The sequence below is a fragment of the Pseudomonas sp. P9_35 genome (genome assembly GCF_034008205.1).
Taxonomy (GTDB): domain Bacteria; phylum Pseudomonadota; class Gammaproteobacteria; order Pseudomonadales; family Pseudomonadaceae; genus Aquipseudomonas; species Aquipseudomonas kilonensis.
In genome coordinates, this window is the sequence record NZ_CP125373.1 from 4,367,481 (window position 1) to 4,392,861 (window position 25,381).

Here is a 25,381-nt window from a genome sequence, read left to right on the forward strand (position 1 = left end):
GAGCAAGCTCGCTCCCACAGGAATTCGAGCCGAATCAGAGGTATCGACTTCATGAACATCCTCTACGACGAACACCTCGACGGCCCCTTGCCCAAGGTGGACAAACAGGTCCTGCTTCAAGCCTTGCAGGCACAGGTTCCAGACCTGGACATCCTGCACCGCGAGGAAGACCTCAAGCCCTATGAATGCGATGGCCTGTCGGCCTACCGCACCACGCCCCTGCTGGTGGTATTGCCCAGGCGCGTCGAGCAGGTGCAAGCGCTGCTCAAGCTCTGCCATGGGCTGAATGTGCCCGTGGTCGCCAGGGGTGCCGGGACCGGTCTGTCCGGCGGCGCCCTGCCCCTGGAAAGTGGCGTGTTGCTGGTGATGGCGCGGTTCAACCAGATCCTGCACATCGACCCCGACGCCCGCACCGCGCGGCTTCAACCCGGTGTGCGCAACCTGGCGATCTCCCAGGCAGCGGCACCGTTCGGGCTGTATTACGCACCGGATCCCTCGTCGCAGATCGCCTGTTCCATCGGCGGCAATGTCGCGGAAAACGCCGGCGGCGTGCACTGCCTCAAGTACGGCCTGACGGTGCACAACCTGTTGAAACTGGAAATCCTCACCATCGAAGGCGAACGCCTGACCCTGGGCAGCGAAGCCCTGGACTCGCCGGGCCTGGACCTACTGGCGCTGTTCACCGGTTCCGAAGGTTTGCTGGGGGTGATCACCGAAGTGACGGTCAAACTGCTGCCCCGGCCCCAGGTCGCCAAGGTGCTGCTGGCCAGTTTCGATTCGGTGGACAAGGCCGGGCGAGCGGTGGCCGACATCATCGCCGCAGGGATCATCCCCGGCGGCCTGGAAATGATGGACAACCTGGCGATCCGCGCCGCCGAGGACTTCATCCACGCCGGCTATCCGGTGGAGGCCGAAGCGATCCTGCTGTGTGAACTGGACGGGGTCGAGGCCGATGTCCATGACGATTGCGAGCGGGTCCGCCAGGTGTTGGAGCAGGCCGGTGCCACCGAGGTGCGCCAGGCGCGGGACGAGGCCGAACGGCTGCGATTCTGGGCCGGGCGCAAAAACGCCTTCCCGGCGGTGGGTCGCCTGGCGCCGGATTATTACTGCATGGACGGCACTATCCCGCGACGCGCCTTGCCCGAGGTACTGCAGCGCATCGCCAGCCTCGGTGCCGAACATGGCCTGCGCGTCGCCAACGTCTTTCACGCCGGTGACGGCAACATGCACCCGCTGATCCTGTTCGATGCCAACCAGCCCGGCGAACTGGAGCGCGCCGAAACCTTGGGCGGGAAAATTCTCGAACTGTGCGTCCAGGTGGGCGGCAGCATCACTGGCGAACACGGTGTGGGCCGGGAAAAAATCAATCAGATGTGCACGCAATTCAACAGCGACGAACTGAACCTGTTCCACGCGGTAAAAGCAGCGTTCGATCCCCAAGGCCTGCTCAACCCCGGCAAGAACATCCCGACCCTGCACCGCTGCGCCGAATTCGGTGCCATGCACATCCATGGCGGGCAACTGCCGTTTCCCGAACTGGAGCGTTTCTGATGAGCCGCGAAGCCGACCAGGACGCCAGCGACCTGCTGCTCGAACAAGTCAATCGCGCCCGGGCCAACGCCACGCCGCTGCGTATCCAGGGTTCGAACAGCAAGGCCTTCCTGGGGCGCGACGTGGCCGGCGAAGTGCTGGACACCCGCGTCCATCGTGGCATCGTCCACTACGACCCCACCGAACTGGTCATCACGGCCCGGGCCGGCACCCCGCTGCGGGAACTGCTGGCCGCCCTCGACGCCGCGGGGCAACGGCTGCCCTGCGAACCGCCAGCATTTGGCGATGACGCCACGGTCGGCGGCATGGTCGCCGCCGGGCTGTCGGGGCCGCGTCGCCCATGGGCCGGTTCGGTGCGCGACTTCGTCCTGGGCACGCGCCTGATCAGCGGCCACGGCACGCTGTTGCGTTTCGGCGGCGAGGTGATGAAAAACGTCGCCGGCTACGACCTCTCGCGCCTGTTGGCCGGCAGTTTCGGTTGCCTGGGGGTGATCACCGAAGTCTCCTTGAAGGTCCTGCCCAAACCCCGTCACAACCTGAGTATCCGCCTGGAACTGGACAGCACCGAGGCCCTGGGAAAACTCGCCGAATGGGGCCGTCAGCCGCTGCCCATCAGCGCCGCCAGCCATGACGGCGACTGCTTGCACCTGCGCCTGGAGGGTGGCGAAGGCTCGGTCAGCGCCGCTCATCAGCGTTTCGGTGGCGAGGTGCTCGACGATCAATACTGGACGGCACTCAATGAGCATCAGTTGGCCTTCTTCGATGAAGGCTTGCCGCTGTGGCGCCTGTCGTTGCCCAACCATACCGGGCCGCTCGCCCTGCCCGGCGCGCAGTTGATCGACTGGGCCGGCGCCCAACGCTGGTTGAAAACCGAGGCCGACACGGTGCAAGCCCTGGCCCATGAAGTCGGCGGCCATGCCACCTGCTATCGTCAGGGGGCCAGCGACACACCGTTCCAGCCGCTGGCCCCGGCGCTGCTGCGCTATCACCGGCAACTCAAGGCCCAGCTCGATCCCCTGGGGCTGTTCAATCCTGGTCGGATGTATCCGGAGTTCTAGCGTGCAGACTCGGTTTAGTGAGGAAAGCAAAAATCTGCCCCGTGCCGAAGAAGCCGAACGGATCCTGCGCAGTTGCGTGCATTGCGGTTTCTGCAACGCCACCTGCCCCACTTACCAATTGCTCGGCGATGAACTGGACGGCCCGCGCGGACGCATCTACCTGATCAAGCAGGTGCTCGAAGGCCAGCCGGCGACGGCCAGCACCCAACTGCACCTGGATCGCTGCCTGTCGTGTCGCAACTGCGAGACCACCTGCCCGTCCGGCGTGGATTACCACAACCTGCTGGACATCGGCCGGGCGGTGGTCGATCACGCCGTACCGCGCCCCGCCGGCCAACGTGCGCTGCGCCTGGGGCTGCGCAGCCTGGCCGCCAGCCCCGAGCGGTTCAAGGCCCTGCTGCGCCTCGGGACGGTCTTTCGTCCGTTGCTGCCGACGAACCTGACCGCGAAGTTGCCCCGCCCTTCCCCGCCTCACGGCGAACGCCCACCTCTGCGGCATCGGCGTACGGTATTGATGCTCGAAGGTTGCGTGCAACCGGGCCTGTCGCCCAACACCAATGCCTCGGCAGCGCGGGTGCTGGATCGACTCGGCATCAGCGTGATCCCCTGTGCGCAGGCCGGCTGCTGCGGCGCGCTGGATTATCACCTCGACGCCCAGGCCACCGGCTTGGACCGCGCCCGACAAAACATCGACGCCTGGTGGCCGCACCTGGAAAACGGTGCTGAAGCCATCGTCCAGACGGCCAGCGGCTGCGGCGCGTTCATCAAGGACTACGGGCACCTGCTGGAACATGACCCCGGCTATGCCGCCAAGGCCAGACAAGTAAGCGAACGGGCATTGGACCTGGTGCAAGTGCTCGGCAAGGAACCGCTGGAACAGATCTGCGCGGCCAGGAACCAGCGCATTGCCGTGCATTGCCCCTGCACCTTGCAGCACGCGCAGAAACTCGGCGGCAGCATCGAGGCGCTGCTGACGCGGCTGGGTTTCAACCTCACCGAGGTGCCCGACGGCCATTTGTGTTGCGGCTCGGCCGGCACCTATTCGCTGACCCAGCCCGCCCTGGCGCGGCAATTGCGCGACAACCGCCTCAATGCGCTGGAAAGCGGCCAGCCGGAGCTGATCGTCACCGCCAACGTCGGCTGCCAGAACCACCTCGACGGCGCCGGTCGCACGCCCGTGCGGCACTGGATCGAGCTGGTGGATCAGTCCCTGGCAGAATGAAGTCCTGAAGATTCTTCGTTTGCCGGGGCCGGCGAAGGCTGCGATCTTTCGTCCAACTTTCCCACAGCCCTCGCCAGGAATTCTTACGATGAGCTTCGTCAGCCCCGACCTGATCCGCCAACGCTTCTCCAGAGCGATGTCCGACATGTACCGCGACGAGGTGCCGCTGTATGGCGCGCTGATGAGGCTGGTGGAACACACCAACGCCCAAGTGCTGGCCGAAGACCCGGTCCTGGCCGCACACCTGCGCAGCACCGGCGAACTCGAGCGCCTGGACCTGGAGCGCCACGGCGCGATCCGCGTCGGCACCGCCGCCGAACTGGCGACCCTGGGGCGTCTGTTCGCGGTCATGGGCATGCAGCCGGTGGGCTACTACGATCTCACGCCTGCCGGGGTGCCGGTGCATTCCACCGCCTTCCGCGCCGTGCACGAAAGCGCGCTGCAGGTCAGTCCGTTCCGGGTGTTTACCTCGCTGCTGCGCCTGGAACTGATCGAGAACGTCGAGCTTCGGGCCTTTGCCGAGTCGGTGTTGGACAAACGACAGATCTTCACCCCCAGGGCCCTTGAGCTCATTGAACTGGCCGAACACCAGGGTGGCCTGAGCGAGTCCCAGGCTGAGGACTTCGTCCTACAGGCTCTGGAAACCTTTCGCTGGCACCACAGCGCCACCGTCACCGCCGAACAGTACCGGCAACTGAGCGCCCAACATCGCTTGATTGCCGACGTGGTGGCGTTCAAGGGCCCGCACATCAATCACCTGACCCCCCGTACCCTGGACATCGACATCGTCCAGGCCCGTATGCCCGTGCACGGCATTACCCCCAAGGCCGTGATCGAAGGCCCACCCCGTCGCCAATGCCCGATCCTGCTGCGCCAGACCAGTTTCAAGGCACTCGACGAACCCGTCGCCTTCACCGACCAGCCACAGTCCCAAGGCAGCCACAGCGCCCGCTTCGGCGAAATCGAGCAACGCGGCGCGGCCCTCACACCCAAGGGCCGCGCGCTCTACGATCGATTGCTGAACGCCGCGCGCGATGCGCTGGGGGAGTTTCCCAACGAAGCCAACGCCGAACGCTACAACCGGCTGATGGCCGAACACTTTGTCGAATTCCCTGACAACCACAACGAACTGCGCCGACAGGCATTGGCGTATTTCCGCTATTTCGTCACGCCCGAGGGCCTCGCCGCCAAGGGCACACTTGAACAAGCGGCCTCCCTGGAGCACTTGCTCGAGCAGCAATACCTGCGCGCCGAACCCTTGGTGTACGAGGACTTCCTGCCCGTCAGCGCCGCCGGTATTTTCCAGTCGAACCTCGGCGATGCCGCCCAGAGTCATTTTGCCGGCCAGTCCAATCGCCAGGCCTTCGAAGAGGCGTTGGGACGAGCGACCATTGATGAGCTGGGTTTGTACGCCCAGACACAACAGCGCTCCATCGATGAGTGCAGGGCTGCATTGGGCGTGTAGGAATAAGCCGAAGGACAAAACGGCAAAAAACTGCCTGAGAGGCGTGCGCGCGGCGCGCCTTTCTTGGCCACCCGGCTCGGGTATCGCGGTGTCTGATCGGGTCGCGAGTAGCTGCAATGAGCCGGGCAAGCCTTTGAGCGCTTTCTCGCTTGCCTGCAGGGAGGCGCTTGCCGATATCAGATCAACTTATTGATATATATAAGTTTTTAAAAAATGGCATAGCTCTTGATATCCGTGAGGCCACCTCGGGCGACTCCCGTCCCAGGCCCTATCGTTATCCAGGAAGGAGAGCATCCATTGGCTACCCCCGCGTACATGTCCGTAAAAGGCACTAAACAAGGCCTGATCACTGCCGGTGCGTTTACCGCCGATTCAGTGGGCAACACCTACCAAGAGGGTCATGAGGATCAGGTCATGGTGCAGGCTTTCGAGCACCAAGTGACCATCCCTCGCGACCCTCAGTCCGGTCAGCCAACCGGTCAGCGCATACACAAACCCCTGATCATCACCAAGGTATTCGACAAAGCTTCGCCACTGCTTCAGGTCGCCCTAACGAGCGGCGAACGCCTTGAGGAAGTCAAGATCCAGTGGTACCGCACTTCGGCCGCAGGCACCCAGGAGCACTACTACACCACGACTTTGGAGGATGCGATTATCGTCGATATCAAGGACTACATGCTCAACTGCCAGGACCCAGAAAACTCACACTTCACCCATCTGGAGGACGTGCACTTCACGTATCGCAAGATCACCTGGACCCACGAAGTCAGCGGTACCTCGGGCTCCGATGACTGGCGTTCGCCGGCTGCTGGTTGAATCGGAGGCAGCCACTCACGCATCGGCCAACTCTGTGGGTCGATGTGCAGTTGAAAATAATCGATAGTTATTGATTCAGGGTGGTGTTCGCCCAGTGCGATGGCCTCGGCAATCCATGCACTGGTAAAGAGCCTGACACTGGGCGAACGCGAATAATAATAATGGAACTTTCAGAATATGTCCGCGAGCCCGTTTAAATAATTGTTTAATATTGAAGCCTTTCATATTTCTGTAGGAGCTGGCGAAGCCTGCGATCTTTTGATCTTTCGCTTGGGACTCAAGTGCCTGGGGCAAGATCGCAGCCTCGTTGCACTCGACAGCTCCTACGCAGCGTACACATATTTTCTTCGCATCCAGCGGGATGCAAGCTCCCTCGCCACAGTGTTTGGATGGCAACTCCTGCGCTAGCGGCGTAAACACTTATACAAAACATGGACAAATACAAAAAAGTTATCCATGCAGGAAAATTGAACAGTCATTAAAAACTTTTTTAATGCCGGTCGACGTGACAAACCTCAACCACGCCGACCGGTTTTCTGCGCATCGGTATCCCCTGCCTCAGGGTCGCCGCGCTGTTGTTTGCGCTTGGCCGGGTCATTGGGCCGCAAGGCATCGTTATCGCGTTCCACTTCACCAGGCAATGCCGGGGCGTCGGGGTTTTGCCGGGTTTGATCAGGGCGGTGCTGCATGGCGAACTCCTTGAGTCTTTAGGCCTGGGATCAGGCGTCGGGGTCGGCGACTTCTTCAGCGACGTTGGCATCCGGAGAGCGCTGGTGCAGTTGCTCGGCCTTGGTCTTCAAGACCTGCCACTGCGCCAGGTCGATGGCGCCCTGACCGAACAGGTCATTGGCCACCCGCATCAGTTCGGTGAAGTGAGCATCGGGGGACTGCTGCCAGTAGGCCTGGTCGTCGAACAATCGCTGCCAATCGGCCAGCGACGCAAGTTTGAGGTCATCGCTCATGACGGGCTCCTGCGAGACATTCATAAACTATGAGGGCCGGTGTTCGCGGGGAGTTCCGACGATTCTCAGTAGCCGGTCATTTCCAGGTAACCGGTGCCGCCCTGGCTGCCACGCAGTCGAACCGGTCCTTCCCAATAGGGAATGCGCAGGTTCATCCAGGCATTGGGATTGAGCGCGTGGAGGGTGATGTCGAGTTGTTTGCTGGGGATCTTGATCGCCCAGCCGACTGGCATAGAACGTCCGGCGACCTTGGCGGTGTCCTGGGGCACGAGGCTGATTTCCCCGGCGTGCAGGGTTTGCGCTTGGCCCTGGGCGTCGATCCAAGTGCCCGTGAGGTACGGCGCGCCGTCCTTGTGGCGCATGCGGTAGAGCATCAGGTGCTCGCCGTTGTCCAGGTGCAGGGAAAACCAGTCCCAGCCGGTCTGGTTTGCGGTCAGGGGCTGGCTGCTCCATTCGCGGTCGAGCCAGGCCGGGCCGCTGACCGCGTAACGCCGGCCATCGATTTCCAACTCACCGCTGGCCTGGAAGAACGGCTGGCTGTAGTAGTACGACGCCTGCCCCTGTTCGGATTTCTGGCTGAAACCTCGATCGCCCTGCAACACCAGCGGCCGGCTCGACGTCAGCCGCAATGCATAGCTGAAGCGTGGGTCGCGCGCCTTCAATTGCATGTCCGCCAACGGCTCGTCCCCTGAAGCCTGGGTACCGAATTGCCAGTCGTCGATCCAGGCATTGAAGGGCACCGCCTGCACTCCCGCCTGCCCCACCCCGCCTCGTGCATAACGCTCGGCGGCATGGTGCACGGTGGCGGAGGTGACCGCCGCGTGGCCGAGCCAGATCGTCTGGTTGCGCCAGCCGCCGGCCTGGGGCGCGGCATTCAAGGCACTGCGAAACAACGTCCATTGCACGCCGAACTCATGCCCCTGGGCGTCCTTGAGATTGGCGGTGACGTACCACCACTCGATGCGAAAACCTTCATGCAGGCCATGGTCGGCGGGGAAACTGAACACCCGCCCAGGCACAACCGGCGTGAACGCGACAGCCTGGTCGCCGAGGCCGGCAAAGCCCTTTTGCGCTGGCGCGGAGTCGTCACAACCACCGAGCAACGCCAGCAGCAACAACACGCCGACCCTAATCTTCATGGGCAAAAGTCCTCAGCAAATCCGCCGGCTGCGTGCGGTACAGCGCATACAGCGGCCAGGCCGATGCCAGTAGCGTGGCGAGCATCGCCAGGGCCAGCAACTGCACCAGTTGCAACGGGAACACCCGCAACGGCAGGCGCCAACCGAAGGCCTGCACGTTGATCACCGTGTCCAGGCACCAGGCCAGGGCGATGCCCAGCGGCAACGCCAGGACCAAGGTCAACAGCGCCAGCAGCCAGGTCTGGCCGAGGTTGAGCAGCATCAACTGCCGACGCGTCACCCCCAGCGCCCACAGCGGCGCCAACTGGCCGAGGCGACTCTGGCTCTGGGTCAGCAGGCTGATGAACAACGCCACCCCGGCCACCGCCAGGGTCAGGCTGTTGAGGGCGGCGGTGGCGGCGAAGGTGCGTTCGAACACCTGGGTCGACCAGCCCTTGAGCCGGGCCTGGTCGACGATGCGGCTGTCATCCAGGCTGAACCGGCCTTGCAACGCTGTCAGTAGCGCCGGGATCGCGGACGGTTCGATGCGCAGGTTGAAACGGTTCGGCGTCAGGTTCGGCCAGTGCGCCAGCAAGTGATCGACGTTGACCAGCACATGGCCCTTGGGATTGCCGTAGTCGGCGTAGATGCCGACGATGCGCAGTGCCCATGGCCCCTGAGGTGTCGGCAGGGTCAACTGATCACCGATACTCACCTTGAGACGCCGTGCCAGTTGTTCGCTGAGCATGAGGGTGTCGGCGGCCGCCAGTTGCTCCCACGGCTTGTCGCCGGCCGATTCCAGCAGCGGCCAATGCTGTCGATAGTGGGGGTGATCGATGATGCCGTGGATATCCGTCGGCCAGCCCTGCAACGGGACCGAGACTTGCCAGAGGGGAACGACGGCAGTGATCGCCGGTTGTTGCTTGAGCCAGGCGTGCAGTTCGTCTGCCTGGGCCGGGGTTTGCGGGTTGATGTACAACTCGGCGGTCAGCCGTTGTTCGAGCCAATTGCTGAAAGTCTGGCGGAAACCGGCGGTCATGCTGCCAGCGCCGATGTTTGCCGCCAGCGCCAGCAACAAGGCCATCAACGCCAGGCTCAGCGTCGGCAATTGCTGGCGGCAATCGGCAAGAAACCACTGCCCGAGCACCGAGCGGCTGCGGCTCAACAACCGCTTCAGCGCACTGTTGAGCAACACCGGCAAGGCCAGCGCCGCGCCCAGCAACAAGGCGGTCATCAGGACAAAACCGCTGGCCAGGCTATCGCCCCAGATCCACGCCGATGCGACAATCAATGCCGCCACCGTCGCCACCCAACCCTGGCGTCGCAGCCATCGGGCATGGGCCTGATGCCAGGCCTGGGGGTTGGCCAGCGCCAGCAAGGGCAGGCGCGCCGCCCGCAACAGGCTGTCAGCGCCGGCCAGCAGTGCACCGAGCAGGCTCAGGCCGACACCGCTGAACCACCACCACGGGCTGAGGTTCAAGTGCCCGGCCACTTCGGCGCCATACAAACCTCGCAGGCTCGCCGCTACATCGGGCAACAACAGGCTCGCCAGCCAATAGCCGCTGAGCACCCCGGCGATCCCGCCCAGCAGGGCCAACGCGCCCAGTTCGATGGTCAGGCTGGTGACCAGCACCCGCGCACTGACGCCACAGGCGCGCAGGGTCCGCAACAGACTGCGGCGTTGTTCCAGGGCCAGGCCGATGGCCGCGTGAACGATGAACAGCCCCACCACAAAGGATAAAAACCCCAAGGCATCGAGGTTCAGGTGAAAACTTTCGGTCAGGCGCGACAGGTTGTTTTCTTCATCGGCGTGCTTGAGTTGCAGGCGACCGTTGAACGCTTCCGGTAATGCGGCACTGAACGTGGCGGGCAACAACAGTCGCGACAGTTGCTCCGGCAACCCGAGTACCTGCTGGGCAAAACCGATGTCCATCAACAGCACGCCCGGCGCCATGTCCTCCTGGGCATGCAACGGTGGCAGGGATTGCCCATCGACGCTCCGGGGTCGGTCACCCTCGGTCAGTCCCAGGGCTTGCAAGGTTTGCGGGGCGATCCAGGTGCGGCCGGGGTCGGTAAAGAACGCCACCACCTCAGTCATCTCCCGCGCCTGCCCCGCCAGCGCGGCACCGGGCGGCAGCGACACCGGGTCGATGCCCATCAGTTGCAGGCGCTGATCTTCGCGGTCCTTGAGCAGCACCCGAGCCTGCAACACTGGCGACACCGGCCAGCCCTGGCGCCGCAGCTCGACAAACCATTGCTGGGGAAAGGTGCCGCCACCGGGCGCACTGAGGCTGGCCTGGGGTTCGCCGCCGATCAATTGGCTGGCCCGGGCGTAGCTGTCCCGGGCCTGACTGTTCAGCGCTTGCACGCCAGTGAGCAGGCTGGTGGCCAGCCACAGGCCAGTCAGCACGCTGAAGAATTGCACCGGGTGTTGGCGCCAGTGGCTGAGCAGGGCCTTGAGGGTCTGGCGAAAAATCATCACCCCTGGGCCACCTGCGCCAACTGCCCGCCGTGCAACACCACGCGCTGGGCCAGGCGAGCCGCCACCCGTGGACTGTGGGTCACCATCAGCAGGCTGGTGGGGCTGCCCTCCAGCAGTTCCAGCAGCAGTTGCAGGACTTCGTCGCTGGTGGCTTCGTCGAGGCTGCCGGTGGGTTCATCGGCCAGCAACAAGGGCGGTCGCGAAGCCAACGCCCGCCCCAGCGCCACCCGCTGTTGCTGGCCGCCGGACAGTTGCTCGGGATAACGCCGCAGCAGCGCTGAAAGCCCGAGCCGCTGCACCAGATGGGCTTGCCACGCTGCGTCATAACGGCCGCACAGGCGTGCCTGGAACGCCAGGTTGTCCTCCACCGACAAGCTGCTGATGAGGTTGAACTGCTGGAACACCAGGCCGATTTCCGTGCGTCGCCAATTCGCCAACTGGCTTTCACTCATGCCATCGAGCCGATACTCGCCACTGCGAATGCTGCCGCGATCGACTTTGTCCAGCCCGGCGACCAGGTGCAGCAGAGTGCTCTTGCCGCTGCCTGACTCTCCCATCAGCGCCAGGCTGCTACCGGGCATCAGGGTCAGGTCGACACCCTGCAGCACCGGCAATGGGCCCTGAGGCGTGGGGTAGCTTTTGAAAACATCGCGGACTTCAAGCATGAAAAGGCTCGATGGATGAACGTGGGGGTCAGGATAGCGGAGTTGAGGGACGGTCCCCACCCACGGGTTTTCTCATCGCTCGTCGGGTTGGGGGGGTATATCCATTTCTGCGGTAACGGCCGCTTAGGGTTCCGCCCTTACGGCGGGTCACTTTTGGAAGAGCGCCAAAGTAACCAAAAGCGCTTTGCCCCACCACTCGGTGCCTCGCCTAGGCTCGGCATGCCCTCACTCCGGCATTGCTCCGTGGGCCCGCCGCGAAGGGCCATCCATGGCCCAGCGCGGCTATCCCGGCATCCATGCCGGGATGCCCACTCCACAATGCCTGCGTTCGGCCATCGCGGTTAACGGGGCGCCCCAGATCAACGTCCACGCCGAGGCGGCCTTATAGCCGACCTGGTTCTTGGTGGGACCGCGTTTCTCCTGTGGGAGCGGGCTTGCTCGCGAAGGCGGTGGTTCAGTCACAGGGATGTTGGGCTTGCCGACCTCATCGCGAGCAAGCTCGCTCCCACAGGGAATTCTGGGTGTCCATGAGTCTTGTGTTCACCGCAGGCCCGTTGTGGGAGCGAGCCTGCTCGCGATAGCGGTGGTTCAGCCACATAGATGCTGGACATGCTCCGGTTCTTGCTTTGCTTTGGCTTTTGATCTTGGGCGCCCCGTTAACCACGCTGGCCGAACGCAGGCATTGATCCGTGGGCACCTCGGCATGGATGCCGAGGTAGCCGCGCTGGGCCATGGATGGCCCTTCGCGGCGGCCCACGGAGCAATGCCGGAGTGAGGGCACACCGAGCCTAGGCGAGGTGCCGAGTGGTGGGGCAAGCCTTTTTTGCTTACTTTTTTTGGCGTCTGAAAAAAAGTGAGTCGCCGTAAGGGCGAAACCCTAAGTGGCCGTTACCGCAGCAATGGATATGTACTCAATCAACAAGAGCTCAGCGCCAGTCAATGCCCCGCCGCCATCTCAACCTGGCCGGACTGCGGTGTCACGATGTCGCCCAAGTCGATGTGTTTCCAAGCCGGTTTCGCCCCCAACCGCGCATTAAAGCGATAGTTGAAAGTGAAGTCGTCATCGGTCGGTTGGCTCAGGGATTTCCCATAGGCCGATTCAACCCCGGCCGGGTCGTAGCCCATCAACTGCAGCAGCGTCGGGAAGATGTTGTAGTGGCTCGAACGGTCCTTGTTCCGGGCCCAGGCATCGCGCCAATCAAGGGTGTGCAATTGGCTGCCCTGGATCACCACCAACGGCACCAACCCCTCCTCCGCCACCGGGTCACCGCCGCAATGGGTGTTGAGCCCGGGGTTGCCGCGCTCGTGCAGGTCCTGGCCGTGGTCGGAGGTGTAGATCAGCACGGCATGGCTCAAATCGCCCTGCTGGAAGATTCGCTTGAAGAACTCGCCGACGTTCCACAGCAAGGTGTTCTGGTAAGCGTTGCGGTACAGCAACCAGTCATCTTTCTGGCCGTTGAAGCCATCGCGACTGCCGGTGTCGGCCACTTCCTGGAACTGCCCTCGCGGCAAGGCCGGACGGTATGCCATGAAGTCGTCGGGGTATTTGTCGTGTACCGGGAAATGCGCCCCCACCTTGTTGATCACCACCAGTTCGGCCTGGTTGTCACCCAGCAGTTCGATCAACTTCGCCGCAGCGGCCATGTCGCGGTCGCGCACGCTGGCCTGGTCAAATTGGACGAATTCGTCGATGTCCTGTTTTTCCAGGCCGGTCATCAGGTTCTGCAGGTTACCGCCGGTGCGCTGGGCGTCGATGTAGACGGTACGCAAACCGGCCTTCTTGGCGTACTGCCAGATCGACGGTCGGGTACTGTTGATGCGCATATAGTCGGCGCGCGTGCCGCCGTAGCGCAGGGTGACGTTGGTGTCGGCGCTGCAATTGGCGACGGAGGCCGCGTAGCCGAAATTGAAAATATCCACGCCCTCGGGCGGCGTCTTCAGGCCGGTGTGCACGCCGAACGGCGCGTTGATATCCAGGTAATTACCGCCAACGCTTTCATCGATGATCAGCACGATATCCTGCTCGATCAAAGACGATCGTCGCGCCAGGGTGACCGGCTCCCGAGGGCCGATGGTGTTGTGCAAGGACTCGTAGGCAAACAGATTCAAATAGGCCAACGGCGTGTACATCACCGGCAGGCCGCGCGCGCCCTCGCCGGCCCGCACGAACAACACGCCGCTGAGCAACAACACACCCAGCACCGGCGCCGCTATTGGCAGATAACCGGGCAACCGCACCGCCCGCCGAGGCTTGAGCGCGATGCCGAATAACAGCAACAAACCACCTATCACCACGCTGATAATCACGTCGCGGTACTGATAGGCCGCCTCCTGGATAAATCCCCCCGAGTACACCAGCGAAACAAACTGGCTATAGGTCAGGTAACTGTCCGTGACCCGGGCGTACACCTCGAAAAACACCGCTGAAACAAACATCGCCAAGGCAAACACATGCCGCACCAATGTCTGGCGTATGTAGGCAGTCATCCACAGCGCCAGCACCAACAGCACGAACATGGCGCCGAACAGCAAGGTTGCCAAGCCCAAGCCCAACGCGTCGAGACGGTCGAGGTAATAGTCGTACCCCTTGAGCAGGTACAGAACCAGCAGCAGTTCCTTGAGGTAACGGACCATGTTTTCCTCGACCAGATCGCCGTGTCAAAAGCACTTCGTTCCTGCACGTTAGCAGCCGATTTTCAAAGCGCAAGAAATGCTTGATCTCACCAAGCGTCAAAAAATAGTTACCCCAAAAATGACACGAAAACCCGTCACAAAATGTAAAAATCTATGGATTACTACCGTTTATCGCTTTGTCAAATTCCCGTGAAGCCCAATAAAACAGCCACTTTACTAAGACAGTCAAGGACTTGATATCAAAATGCCCGACTTCACTTGAATTGCCAACACTGACAACTGTCATTTTGCTGACACGCTTTTCTGAAGCCTGCGCTATACCCCTCTAAACAGTTTCATCCGAGTTACATCATTCGGTTTGCGAGGCGCGCCAAGAATGGACGTGAGCGTATTTGGTACGGGGTATGTCGGGCTGATCCAGGCCGCCGCCATGGCCGACGTCGGGCACCGCGTTTTGTGCATCGACATCGACCCGAAAAAAATCCAGCAACTGCAACAAGCCGTACCAACCATCAGCGAACCGGGGCTGTCCAGCTTGCTCGAAGACAACATCAAGGCCGGACGCTTGTCGTTCAGCTCCCAGGCCAGCGACGCGGTCAACCATGGCGAACTGATTTTCATCGCCGTCGGCACCCCCGCCGATGAAGACGGCTCGGCAGACCTGAGCCATGTGCTGGCCGTCACCCAGCAAATCGCCGACTTCATGGACAGCGACCGCACCCTGGTCATCAAGTCCACGGTGCCGGTGGGCACGGCCGACAAGGTGGCCGAATGCGCCCGCCAGGCGTTGGCCCGGCGCGGCCTGAAACAGTTGAACGTGCGGGTGGTGTCCAACCCCGAGTTCCTCAAGGAAGGCAGTGCGCTGGCCGATTGCATGCGCCCCGACCGGATTATCGTCGGCACCGCCGACCCGCTGGCCCGCGACCAGATGACGGAGCTCTACGCGCCCTTTTGCCGCAACCACGAAAAACTGATGTTCATGGACAACCGCAGCGCCGAACTGACCAAGTACGCCGCCAACGCCATGCTCGCCACCCGCATCAGCTTCATGAATGAACTGGCCAACCTCACCGAACGGCTGGGCGCCGACATCGAAGCGGTGCGCAAAGGCATCGGCTCGGACCCGCGTATCGGTTACCACTTCATCTACCCCGGCTGCGGTTTCGGCGGTTCGTGCTTTCCCAAGGACCTGCGAGCCTTGCTGCACACCGCCGAACAAAGCGGCATGCCACTGCGCTTGTTGCGCAGCGTCACCGACGTCAACGACAGCCAGCGGCACATCCTCTTCGAGAAACTGGCGAAACAATTCCAGGACGGCCTGGCCGGCAAATCGATTGCCATCTGGGGCCTGGCATTCAAGCCCAACACCGACGACATGCGCGAAGCCCCCAGCCGCTACCTGATGGAAGCGCTGTGGCGCGAAGGCGCCCGGGTCCACGCCTATGACCCGGAAGCCATGTCCGAATGCCGGCGCCTCTACGGCTATCGCAAGGACCTGAACCTCTGCGCCACCCGCGACGACACCCTGGAAGACGCCGACGCCCTGGTGATCTGCACCGAGTGGAAGAATTTTCGCGTGGTGGACTTCGACCTGCTGGCCAGCAAGTTGCGCGCCCGGGTGATCATCGATGGCCGCAACCTGTACAACCCCGAACACCTGGCCGCCGCCGGACTGTTGTATCGCGGTATCGGGCTGCGGCACACCGTGCCGGGCACCCCGCTACCCGGGCCGCAAGCATGAACATCCTGGTCACCGGCGCGGCCGGTTTCATTGGCGCCCACGTCGTGCTGCGACTGCTGCGCGACGGCCATCGGGTGTGCGGGCTGGACAATTTCAACGACTACTACGACCCGCAGCTCAAGCACGACCGCGTGACCTGGGTAAACGAGCAAGCCGGCGCGTTTCCCCTGGCGCGGATCGACCTGGTCGACGCGCCGGCCATCGATGAACTGTTCCAGGCCCGGCGCCCGGACGTAGTGATTCACCTTGCCGCCCAGGCCGGCGTGCGCTACTCCCTGGAAAACCCGCGGGCCTATGTCGACAGCAACATCACCGGGTTCCTGAACATCCTGGAAAGCTGCCGCCGGTATCCGGTCAAGCACCTGATCTACGCCTCCTCAAGCTCGGTATACGGCGCCAACCCGCGCACGCCTTATTCGGTGCAGGACAACGTCGACCATCCGCTGTCGCTGTACGCGGCCAGCAAAAAAGCCAACGAACTGATGGCCCACAGCTACAGCCATCTGTTCGGCATTCCCAGCACCGGCCTGCGTTTCTTCACGGTGTACGGTCCTTGGGGCCGCCCGGACATGTCGCCGATCCAGTTTGCCCGCGCCATCGTCGAAGACCGTGTGCTGCAGCTGTTCAATCACGGCGAGCACCAACGCGATTTCACCTACATCGACGACATCGTCGAAAGCATCGCCCGCCTGATCGACCATGCGCCCCAGGTCACGCCCCTGTTGGATCACGAACAACCGGACCCGGCCACCAGCCGTGCGCCCTGGCGGATCTACAACATCGGCGGGCAACACCCGGTGGCGCTGCGCACCTATGTCGCACTGCTGGAAAAGCACCTGGGACAAACCGCCCGCATCGAACTGCTGCCCCTGCAAGCGGGGGATGTGCTCAACACCTGCGCCGATGCCAGCGACCTGGCACGGGCCACCGGTTTCAAGCCGTGTATCGAACTGGACGAAGGCCTGGGCCGCTTCATCCAGTGGTTCCTCGATTACTACCCACGGCCTGCCCACGCACCGCTCGCGACTGAACGCTTGCGGCCCAACCTCAGCGGAGGAATCCATGACCCGACATGAGCAAGTCATCGAGATCAACGCCCCTGGACGCGACAAGCGCGTCGATCCGGAGCACCGCAGGCGCCTGGACGCGGCCATCCACCGCCAGGGCCGTGGTTGGTTGACCGGTCGCGACAGCGGCCGGCCCTGGACGGTCTCGCGCACCAATCGCGTAGTGGCCTGCCTCGGCGCGCTGGCGATCCTGGTGCTGTTATGCCCGCTGCTGCTGGGCCTGGCGCTGCTAGTCAAGTTCTCCAGCCCCGGTCCCGTGCTGTTCGTGCAGAAGCGCACCGGGTATCGCGGCCGAGTCTTCGGCATGTACAAGTTCCGCACCATGGTTGCCGACGCCGAGGCTCTCAAGGAGTCGCTGCGCCACCTCAACAAGCACGGTGCCGATGCCATCGACTTCAAGATCGACAACGATCCGCGCATCACCCCCATCGGCCGGTTCCTGCGACGCAGCAGCCTCGACGAACTGCCGAACCTGATCAATGTAGTGACCGGCGACATGCGCCTGGTGGGCCCGCGGCCGACCTCGTTCAACGCCTACCGCTACAAGGACAACCATCTTGTGCGCCTGAGCATCTACCCCGGCATGACCGGCCTTTGGCAGATCTCCGGACGCAGCAATATCGACTTCGACCAGCGCGTGGAATTGGACCTCAGCTATATCGCTGAACAAAGCCTGTGGCTGGATTTGAAGATCCTGATGATTACCCCCTTCAAAGTTTTCAGCGGCCACGGAGCGAGTTAAATGGACGGTTCAACCAATACCCTCACCATAGCAAGCCCGAGCGAGACCAACCTGACCTCGACCGTGCTCGACCCTTCCCTGCGGATTCTTCTTCTGACGGCCGCCAACGCCGGCACCGGAACCAGCACCAGCGCGATGGCGTTGGCCGCTCAACTGGCGCAGATGAGCAGCGGTCGCGTACTGCTGGTGGATGCCAGCCAGTCACCGCGCAACCTCAGCCAGCAACTGTCGTTGCACAAGGAGCGCGGTTTTACCGACCTGCTGTTCAACAGCCTCGCCCCGCCCTTGTTGCAAGACTGCGTGGTGCAGGCATCGAGCCTGCCCTTCGACGTCTTGCCCCATGGCCGCCTCGGTCGCAATGCCGAACGCTTGAGCCCCGAGCGACTGCGCCCACTGTTCAGGCAACTGGCGGCGCAATACCGCTTTGTGGTGATCGACGCCGACGCGGTGTATTCGGCCAGCGACACGCTGGTGCTCAGCACCCAGGTCGACGGTGTGGTGCTGGTGGTGCGTGGTGAAGAGACTCGCTGGGAAGTGGCCCAGGCCACCCGCCAGCGCCTGTCCCAGGCCGGCGCGAAAGTGGTGGGCAGCGTGTTCAATCGCCGCAAGTACTACATGCCCAAGTGGCTCTACAACAACCTGTAAGCCTGCAAAAGGATGACGAGATGAACGCCAGAATGCTTGTCCTGCTGTTGCTGCCGCTTGCCGGTTGCTCCAGCAATACCGATACCCACTCGATGCCGGTGCAGATCCTCACGGCCGCGCCGGCCAACGCCCAGGCCACCGACATGCCCAAGGTCGAACAGACCCTGCGGCCCCAGGACGTGCTGGATGTGATTTTTCACATCGACACCACCTCTTCCCAGGCTTATCGAGTGCAGCCGGGCGACCAGGTTGCCCTGAACTTCACCGCCGCCAGCCAGCTCAACGGCACGCAACAGGTGATGCCCGACGGCAGTATCGAATTGCCGGGCGCCAACACCTCGGTGAAAGTCGCCGGCCTGACCACCGATGAGGCGCGCCTGGCGGTGCAGCGTGCCTATAACCAGAAGATGCTGTTCCAGCCCAACCGCAACCAATTGACCGTAATGGTGACCAGTCCGCTGTCCGGCGAGACGAACCTGCGCAACACCCTGACCCACCCGGCCACGGGCATGAGCCGGGAAATCATAGTGGGCCGGGATGGTTACGCCAGCTTCCCGGAAATAGGCTCGGTGCCGTTGCAGGGCATGACTGTTACCCAACTGGAGGTCTTTCTCAACGAGCGTTATGCCCAACTGCCCGGCCACATGACCGTGGACGTGCTGCTCAAGTCCACCGCCGGCAACGAGATCTATGTCCTCGGTGAAGTGGCCCAACCCGGTTCCTACCCGATCCGCCGGCCGATCTCCGTTCTCGAGGCGCTGACCCTGGCCCGGGGCACGAACGTCAAGGCAAGGCTCGACTCGGTGGTCATCATGCGCCGCAACGGCAATATGGTCGAAGCTCGCCACTACGACGTGGAGAAGGCCTTGAGCGGCGACGCGTCGCAGATCGCCTACCTGCAGCCGGAAGACATGCTTTTCGTGCCCAAGACCAAGCTAGCCAGCGCCGGCGAACTGGCCAGGCAACTGGCCGACGTGGTGCTGTTCCAGGGGGTTGGGGTCAGCTTCGGCTACCGCCTCGACAACAAAAGCAGCAACAGCAACTGACCCAGGTGACCGATCATGAACCCCAAGGAAAACTATCTGCATGAGTTCTTCAGGATCTTCTTCGCCAACAAGCAGTGGGTGAAGCGTATCTTCCTGATTTTCGCCGTGATCGCCCTGGTGCTGCCGTTGATGCTCAAGCAGAGCTTCGATATCACCGCCCAGGTGATCGTCCAGTCGAAAAAACTCTCCCAGGGCGACGCCACCACGTCGCTGAACCAGGAAAATGCCACCTTCATCCCGCCGTCCCTGGCGGACATGGAAACCGAGAGCAATATCCTGCGCTCGCCGGCGTTGATTCGCGAAACCATCAAGACCCTGCGCGACCAGGGTGAATACACGCCCAGCCCGGGCATCTTCAACAAATGGGTGAGCGATCCCTTCAAGCGTTACATCACCCTGCCCCTGCGCGAGTACGTCATCAACCCGTTGCGCGACGGCCTGGGGCTGGAGGTCGATCCGGTGCGCGACACCGTGCTCGATACGCTGACCGACGAGGCCATCGAAAACCTGAAGATCGAGACCCTGCCCGGCTCCAACGTCATCTCCATCGTCTACAGTTTCGGCGACCCGGCCCAGGGCACCCGGTTCGTGGCGCAACTGCTGCAGAACTACCTCACCGGTCGCCAGGACCTGCAATCGATCGAACTGCCACAGGCGTTCTATGAGCAGAAAAAGCTTCAGTACCAGACGCGCCTCGATGGCTTGGAGGGCAACCGCCTGACACTGCTTGAAGGCATCGGTTCGTCCGATCCCAAGGAAGAGATCACCTTCCGCCTGAACGCCATCAACACCGAAGAGCAGGCCTTGAACTTGTTTCAGGACCGTTTCCTACAAAGCCAACGCTGGCTCGATTACCTCAAGACCAGCCTGGCGACGGCGAACAGCTCGCGGTTCAACGACTACACCTTCCCGTTCACGTTCACCACCACCGTGGACAACATTGCCTTCGAAGATCGGGAAATCAGGCAGATGGGCGAGCAATTGACCAGCCAGGTCAGCCGCTACATGAACGACCTGGCGATCTTCCAGCCCAGCAGTGAACCCATGCTGCTGGCCCGGGAGCAGATCGTGCGCACCCGCCAGCAATTCCTCAAAGTGGTGAACAACCGCATCCAGGAACGCACCACCGACCTGGCGGTGGTCAGCTCGGTGATCAACCAGAAGGTCGAACGTATCGCCGCCTTCAAGGAGCGCATCCACCAGTTGCAGGAAACCCAGAGCAAGCTGCGGCAGATGGACACCGAGATCAACGCGCTGCATGCGGCCTTCTCGACTTATGCCCAGCGCTTCGCCGAGGCCAGCACCGCGCGTTCGCTGGACAACGATCTGTCCAACGCCCGGGTCCTGAGCCCGCCGTTCGAACCCACCGCTGCGGCGTTTCCCAAGCCGGTGCTGATCATTGCGTTCGGCTTGTTCAGCGGCCTGCTGTTGGCGATCGCCCTGGTCTATGTACGTGAGTTCTTCGACCATCGCTTCAAGCACCCAGCGCAAATCAGCCACCAATTGGATCTACCGGTGCTGCTGGTGATCAACGAGCAATCGCCCGAGCAGATCAACCCGCACCGCAACTGGAGTGTGCCCAGCCTTGTCCATTGGGTGAAAAATTGAACGCGCCGTTCGGCCCGTCCCGCCAAGACAGCCCCCTGTCGATCATTCATCTGCTCGACAGCGGCGGCTTCTATGGGGCCGAGCGGATGCTGCTCGATCATTGCCTGGCAACGCCCGGACAGCACCAGGTGCTGTTCCTGGCGGCACCGCCGACCTTGATCACGCGCTTTCGCCAAGCCGGGGTCGATTGCCGTCACTGCGCCAGTTGGGCCGAGCTGTTGCAACACCTGCGCGAGCGCCGGGACGAACGACCGCTGCTCAACACCCACAACTTCAAGGGGCTGCTGTTCGGCTGGTCCGCCGCCACGTTGCTGCGCCTGCCGCTGGTGATTACCCAGCATGGCTTCACGCCGCGCAGCCCCAAGCAGCGTTTCTATACCTGGCTGAGCCTGCAACTGTGTCGCACCGCCTCGGTCAAGCGCGTGGTCTGCGTGGCCGAAAGCATCGCCACGCTGCACCGCCGGGCCAGCGTGCGGGCGGAAAAACTCGATGTCATCCCCAATGGCCTGCCAGCGCCCAGCACGCCGTTGGCCCATCGTGACGACAAGCAGCGCTGGCGGGTCGGCTACGTTGGACGTTTGAGCAGCGAGAAAGGCCCGGACCTGTTCCTCGACGCCATGATCCCACTGTGCCAGAAGCATTCATCGCTGCACGCGGTGATGCTCGGCGACGGCCCGGAACGCCAGGCGCTGCTCAAGCGCATCACCGACGCCGGACTGCCCACGCGCATCGAATTGCCGGGTTATCAGACCGACATGAACGCCTGGTGGAGTCGCCTCGATGCCTTGGTGATCAGCTCACGTACCGAAGGCACTCCGATGATTCTGCTCGAAGCCATGCAGGCCGGCGTGCCGGTGGTGGCGTTCGGCGTCGGCGGCATTCCCGACGTGTTGCAGGACCGCCACAACGGCCTGCTCGCGACACCGGCCAACAGCGCGGAACTGGCGGCGCAGATCGAAACGCTGTTCAGCGAACCGCCCTTGGCGCGGATCCTCGCCGACAACGCACGCCGCACCCAACAGGACCGCTACGACCTGCGCACGCTGGCCGAACGCTGGTCACAACTCTATATCCGCACGGCACGGGAGGCTCGGCCATGATCGTCCCGCTCTCGATCGTCAGTCTGCTGGGGCTGGTCTGCCTGGCATTGCTGGCCAGCCCTTATCCGTTCCTGGCACCGGGCGCGGTGCTCGGCCTGGTCGGCGTCACCCTGCTGTATCGCAAGCCCGCCTGGGGCCTGCTGGGCATTGCCGCGCTGGTGCCGTTCGAAGGCCTGTTCAAGGACAGTGCGTTTTCCGCCAGCAAGTTCTTTGGCCTGGCGCTGATCCTGATCCTGATGTTGCAGTTGGCCCTGCACCAGATTCCCGCGACGCGCTTGCGCAGCAATATCTGGAAGCCCCTGATCGGCTTCATGATGCTGTATGGCTTGAGTCTGTTGATTTCAGAAAACATGGACCTGTCCCTGACGCAACTGCGTGAACTCTCAGTAGGGCTGATTCTGTTCGTGATCACGTTGCTGATCGGTCGCGAGCTGAACCTGGAGATACTCGCCCGCCTGATGACAGTGAGCGTCGCCACTACCTGCGTACTCGCGATGTTTTCGGCCAAATACCAGGATCAAGGCCGCGCCTCGGGTTTGCTGGAAGACCCGAACGCCTTTGCGCTGTTGATTGCGTTTACCGTACCGCTGGCCTTGTTATTGACAATACGCAGCAAAAACCTGTTGCACCGGTTGTTCTGGGGTGGCGCTCTCATCCTGTTGCTAGGCGGCATGACCAAGACCGAATCGCGTTCCGGGCTGGTCGTGCTGTTGCTCAGTCTGATGATCGGGTTGTATCACTATCGGGCACAGCTGCCACGCATACGTCCTCGGCACCTGGGGTTCGCGATGCTCGGCGTGGCACTCATGGTTCCGGCGACAGTCGCCTTGATGCCTGCTGGCTACGTGGCACGCATCCAGTCATTGAGCATCCTCAGCTCCGGCGCCAACGCCAGCAAGGACGGATCCCTGGGGCGCCGCGCCTCGTACATTATCGTGGGCAGCCAGATGATCCGCGAGAACCCGATACTCGGTTCAGGCCCAGGGACATTTCCGGAGCACTACGCCCCCACCGGCTACGCCAAGGCGTTCTCGGCCAATCGCAAACGGGGGGATCTGTACCGCCAGGCCCATAACACTTACTTGGAAATCTTCAGCGAAATCGGCGTGCCAGGCGGCTTGATGTTTGTCGGTACGATTGGGCTGGGCCTCTATAACCTGATGCGCGCGCGCCAACTCTGGCTCCAGCGCCGGGACTGGGCCCAGGCCGACCTGTTGACGCACCTGGGCATGAGTTTCCTGTCGCTGGCGTTGTTCCTGATGTTCCTCAGCGCGCCGAACCACAAGTTGCTGTGGATCATGCTCGCCTTGACCAGCATATTGCGCTACGACGCCGAACAGGCCGAGCCGCAGGAGGCCCGTTCATGAGTTGCGTGAGCGTCGTCATCCCGATGTACAACGAAGCCCGGCACATCGGCCGTACGCTGCAGGCGGCGCAGGAAGCCGCCCGCCAGGCAGGCCTGGCGTGTGAGTTGATCGTGGTGGACAACGGCTCCGACGACCACGGCCCGCGCATCGCCAACGAGCTGGGCGCGCGAGTGCTGATCGTACCTGGCGTGCACATCGGCGCCCTGCGCAACCGTGGCGCGGCGGTCGCCAGCGGTGAATGGCTGGTGTTCATCGACGCCGACATCGAAATGCCCGCCGACGGGTTCAAGCGGCTGATCGAAATGGAAGGCTGTCAGGGCGATGTGCTGGGCCTCGACCTGGACACGCCCGGACCGGCGCCATGGTTCGCCCGCGCCTGGCAGCGCCGCAGCCAACGTCCGGGTTCGCGCCCCTTGCACCGGGTGCAGTGGCTGCCCAGCGCCAACCTGCTGATGCGCCGAAGCTGGTTCGAACAGGTCGGCGGCTTCGACGAAACCCTGCGCACTGGCGAAGACAAGGATTTTTCCCTGCGCTTGCGTCAAGCCGGCGCGCAATTGTTGCTGGTCAATGAAAGCGTGGCCCTGCATTGGGGCTACGAAGCCAGCTGGCGCGAGTGGATGAGCAAGGAGCTGTGGCGCCAGGGCAGCCACTGGCAGTTGTTGCGCAGCCATGGGCCGAGCCTGCGCCTGTTGCGCTTCCCCGCGCTGTCGATTGGCGCCTGGGGCCTGGACGTCCTGGCCCTGATCGCCCTGCTCCAGGGTCAGGCACGCCTGGGCCTGACCCTGCTGTTGCTCAGCACGTTGCCGGCTCTGGTTCTGAGCCTGCGCCAGAGCCGGCGTGATCCGCGCCTGACCTTGCAATTGTGGGCCTTGCACGGGGTGCGCCTGCACCTGACCGGCGCCGCACTGCTACTCAATATTTTTCAATGGAACGTCAGGAGACCTGCCCGTGGCTGAATTCATTTACTGGTCGTGCCTGTTGCTGCCGGTGTACGCCTACCTCGGCTATCCCTTGATGTTGAGCCTGCTGGCGCCGCTGTTTCCGGTGCGGCGCTACGGCAAGGCGTTTCCAATGGACGTGAGCATCGTCATTGCCGCCCACAACGAGGCGCGGCACATAGAGGAAAAGTTGCGCACCTTGCTGGCCCAGGATTATCGGGCCCATTCATTGCGAATCATCCTCGCCAGCGACGGCTCCACCGACGACACGGTGGCCTGCGCCCGCAAGGTGATCGACCCGCGCATCACCGTGCTCGACCTGCCACGCCAGGGCAAGGCCGCTGCCCTCAATACCGGTGTCGCCCACAGCAGCGGCGAGATCCTGGTGTTCACCGACGCCGATAACCAATGGGCCAATGACACCCTCAGCCATCTGCTGGCGCCCTTGGGCGATCCGGAAGTCGGCGCCTGTGCCGGGCACATGGAAATCCCGGTGCCGGGCAAGGGCCTGAGCCTGGGCGACAGCCTGTATCGCCATTACGAAGGCTGGTTGCGTCGGGTGGAGAGTCGCACCGGTTGCATGGTCTCGGCCGACGGCGCGCTGTTGGCCCTGCGCCGGGGGTTGTTCCACCCGATACCGGCCCAGGTCAACGATGACTTTTTCCTCAGCACCTGCGCACCAGCTGCCGGCAAGTCCATCGTCTATGCCCCCATGGCCCGGGTGACCGACCAGGGCGTGGACGAAGCCGACAAGCAGTTTCGCCGTCGCCAGCGGGTCACCGTCGGCGGGTTGCAGAGCCTGGCTCAGCGCCGTGAGCTGCTCAACCCGCTGCGCCATGGGCTCTACGCCATCGGGCTGATCAGCCACAAGTTGATCCGCCGCCTGGCGCCGGTGTTGCTGCTGCCGCTCTTGCTGAGCAATGCCTGGCTGTGGAACGACCACACGTTCTATCGCCTGAGCCTGGTGGCGCAATTGCTCGGTTACGCCATGGCGCTGATCGGCTTGATGGACGCGCGCCACCGCCTGCCCCGGCCCTTTCGCCTGGCCGCATTCGTGCTGGTGACGCTGGCGGGCATGAGCATCGGGCTCTGGCAGTTCCTGCGGGGCCAGCGCTATAGCCAGTGGAACCCAGAGCAGAATCGCTAAGGAGTAC

At 62.8% G+C, this 25,381-nt stretch carries 21 protein-coding genes; 15 read left to right on the top strand and 6 right to left on the bottom strand.

The window, feature by feature from the left end; translation table 11 throughout:
* Positions 1-51 precede the first annotated feature (51 nt).
* The 5 genes from glcD to QMK47_RS19145 all read left to right on the top strand — a co-directional run bounded on the left by glcD (position 52) and on the right by QMK47_RS19145 (position 6,112).
* On the top strand, positions 52-1,551 hold the full coding sequence (gene glcD, locus QMK47_RS19125; RefSeq protein WP_214510635.1) for a glycolate oxidase subunit GlcD: 1,500 nt from the start codon (positions 52-54) through the stop codon (positions 1,549-1,551).
* Positions 1,551-2,609 (top strand): glycolate oxidase subunit GlcE, encoded by a 1,059-nt coding sequence (gene glcE / locus QMK47_RS19130; protein WP_320389111.1) that lies wholly within the window; start codon positions 1,551-1,553, stop codon positions 2,607-2,609. Before glcD ends, glcE begins: the two co-directional genes overlap by 1 nt.
* 1 nt (position 2,610) lies before the next feature.
* On the top strand, positions 2,611-3,831 hold the full coding sequence (glcF, locus tag QMK47_RS19135) for a glycolate oxidase subunit GlcF (RefSeq protein ID WP_253476404.1): 1,221 nt from the start codon (positions 2,611-2,613) through the stop codon (positions 3,829-3,831).
* Positions 3,832-3,919: 88 nt separating this feature from the next.
* The gene (locus tag QMK47_RS19140; protein WP_320389113.1) at positions 3,920-5,296 is read left to right on the top strand and encodes a VOC family protein; all 1,377 of its coding nucleotides are present in this window, start codon (positions 3,920-3,922) and stop codon (positions 5,294-5,296) included.
* A gap of 297 nt (positions 5,297-5,593) precedes the next feature.
* Entirely contained in the window at positions 5,594-6,112 is a 519-nt protein-coding gene (locus QMK47_RS19145) for an Hcp family type VI secretion system effector (protein WP_320389115.1), read from the top strand.
* A 515-nt stretch (positions 6,113-6,627) separates the two neighbouring features.
* On the opposite strand, the gene QMK47_RS19150 is transcribed toward QMK47_RS19145, so the two are convergent.
* The 6 genes from QMK47_RS19150 to QMK47_RS19175 form a co-directional block, all read right to left on the bottom strand.
* On the bottom strand, positions 6,628-6,801 hold the full coding sequence (locus QMK47_RS19150; protein WP_172436074.1) for a hypothetical protein: 174 nt from the start codon (positions 6,799-6,801) through the stop codon (positions 6,628-6,630).
* Between the two features lie 30 nt (positions 6,802-6,831).
* Positions 6,832-7,074 (bottom strand): hypothetical protein, encoded by a 243-nt coding sequence (locus QMK47_RS19155; RefSeq protein ID WP_214510630.1) that lies wholly within the window; start codon positions 7,072-7,074, stop codon positions 6,832-6,834.
* Positions 7,075-7,139: 65 nt separating this feature from the next.
* On the bottom strand, positions 7,140-8,213 hold the full coding sequence (locus QMK47_RS19160; protein WP_320389117.1) for a lipocalin-like domain-containing protein: 1,074 nt from the start codon (positions 8,211-8,213) through the stop codon (positions 7,140-7,142).
* Entirely contained in the window at positions 8,203-10,671 is a 2,469-nt protein-coding gene (locus QMK47_RS19165) for an ABC transporter permease (protein ID WP_320390540.1), read from the bottom strand. Before QMK47_RS19165 ends, QMK47_RS19160 begins: the two co-directional genes overlap by 11 nt.
* The gene (locus QMK47_RS19170; protein WP_320389118.1) at positions 10,671-11,339 is read right to left on the bottom strand and encodes an ABC transporter ATP-binding protein; all 669 of its coding nucleotides are present in this window, start codon (positions 11,337-11,339) and stop codon (positions 10,671-10,673) included. The genes QMK47_RS19165 and QMK47_RS19170 overlap by 1 nt, the downstream gene beginning before the upstream one ends.
* 936 nt (positions 11,340-12,275) lie before the next feature.
* Positions 12,276-13,973, bottom strand: a complete 1,698-nt coding sequence (locus tag QMK47_RS19175; RefSeq protein ID WP_320389119.1) for a sulfatase-like hydrolase/transferase — start codon at positions 13,971-13,973, stop codon at positions 12,276-12,278.
* A 376-nt stretch (positions 13,974-14,349) separates the two neighbouring features.
* Here QMK47_RS19175 and QMK47_RS19180 point away from each other — a divergent pair, with 376 nt between their 5' ends.
* The 10 genes from QMK47_RS19180 to QMK47_RS19225 are packed head-to-tail and all read left to right on the top strand — an operon-like array spanning position 14,350 to position 25,374.
* On the top strand, positions 14,350-15,714 hold the full coding sequence (locus QMK47_RS19180; protein WP_214510626.1) for a UDP-glucose dehydrogenase family protein: 1,365 nt from the start codon (positions 14,350-14,352) through the stop codon (positions 15,712-15,714).
* Positions 15,711-16,790, top strand: coding sequence for an NAD-dependent epimerase (locus QMK47_RS19185; protein ID WP_258688824.1), 1,080 nt, complete (start codon positions 15,711-15,713; stop codon positions 16,788-16,790). Before QMK47_RS19180 ends, QMK47_RS19185 begins: the two co-directional genes overlap by 4 nt.
* Positions 16,777-17,523 carry a sugar transferase gene (locus QMK47_RS19190; protein WP_253476427.1) on the top strand — a complete coding sequence of 249 codons (747 nt, stop codon included), beginning with the start codon at positions 16,777-16,779 and terminating at the stop codon, positions 17,521-17,523. Before QMK47_RS19185 ends, QMK47_RS19190 begins: the two co-directional genes overlap by 14 nt.
* Positions 17,524-18,168, top strand: coding sequence for a CpsD/CapB family tyrosine-protein kinase (locus QMK47_RS19195; protein ID WP_214510623.1), 645 nt, complete (start codon positions 17,524-17,526; stop codon positions 18,166-18,168).
* A gap of 20 nt (positions 18,169-18,188) precedes the next feature.
* Entirely contained in the window at positions 18,189-19,214 is a 1,026-nt protein-coding gene (locus QMK47_RS19200) for a polysaccharide biosynthesis/export family protein (RefSeq protein ID WP_253476429.1), read from the top strand.
* Positions 19,215-19,229: 15 nt separating this feature from the next.
* Positions 19,230-20,822: a GumC family protein gene (locus tag QMK47_RS19205; protein ID WP_214510621.1), complete on the top strand. Its 1,593-nt coding sequence runs from the start codon at positions 19,230-19,232 to the stop codon at positions 20,820-20,822.
* Positions 20,819-21,922, top strand: coding sequence for a glycosyltransferase family 4 protein (locus QMK47_RS19210; RefSeq protein WP_320389121.1), 1,104 nt, complete (start codon positions 20,819-20,821; stop codon positions 21,920-21,922). The genes QMK47_RS19205 and QMK47_RS19210 overlap by 4 nt, the downstream gene beginning before the upstream one ends.
* Positions 21,919-23,289 carry an O-antigen ligase family protein gene (locus tag QMK47_RS19215; RefSeq protein ID WP_253476433.1) on the top strand — a complete coding sequence of 457 codons (1,371 nt, stop codon included), beginning with the start codon at positions 21,919-21,921 and terminating at the stop codon, positions 23,287-23,289. The genes QMK47_RS19210 and QMK47_RS19215 overlap by 4 nt, the downstream gene beginning before the upstream one ends.
* Complete coding sequence (locus QMK47_RS19220) at positions 23,286-24,245, top strand: glycosyltransferase (RefSeq protein ID WP_320389123.1); 960 nt, start codon at positions 23,286-23,288, stop codon at positions 24,243-24,245. Before QMK47_RS19215 ends, QMK47_RS19220 begins: the two co-directional genes overlap by 4 nt.
* A complete protein-coding gene (locus tag QMK47_RS19225; protein WP_320389125.1) occupies positions 24,238-25,374 on the top strand; it encodes a glycosyltransferase family 2 protein in 1,137 nt (378 codons plus the stop codon). The genes QMK47_RS19220 and QMK47_RS19225 overlap by 8 nt, the downstream gene beginning before the upstream one ends.
* Positions 25,375-25,381 lie beyond the last annotated feature (7 nt).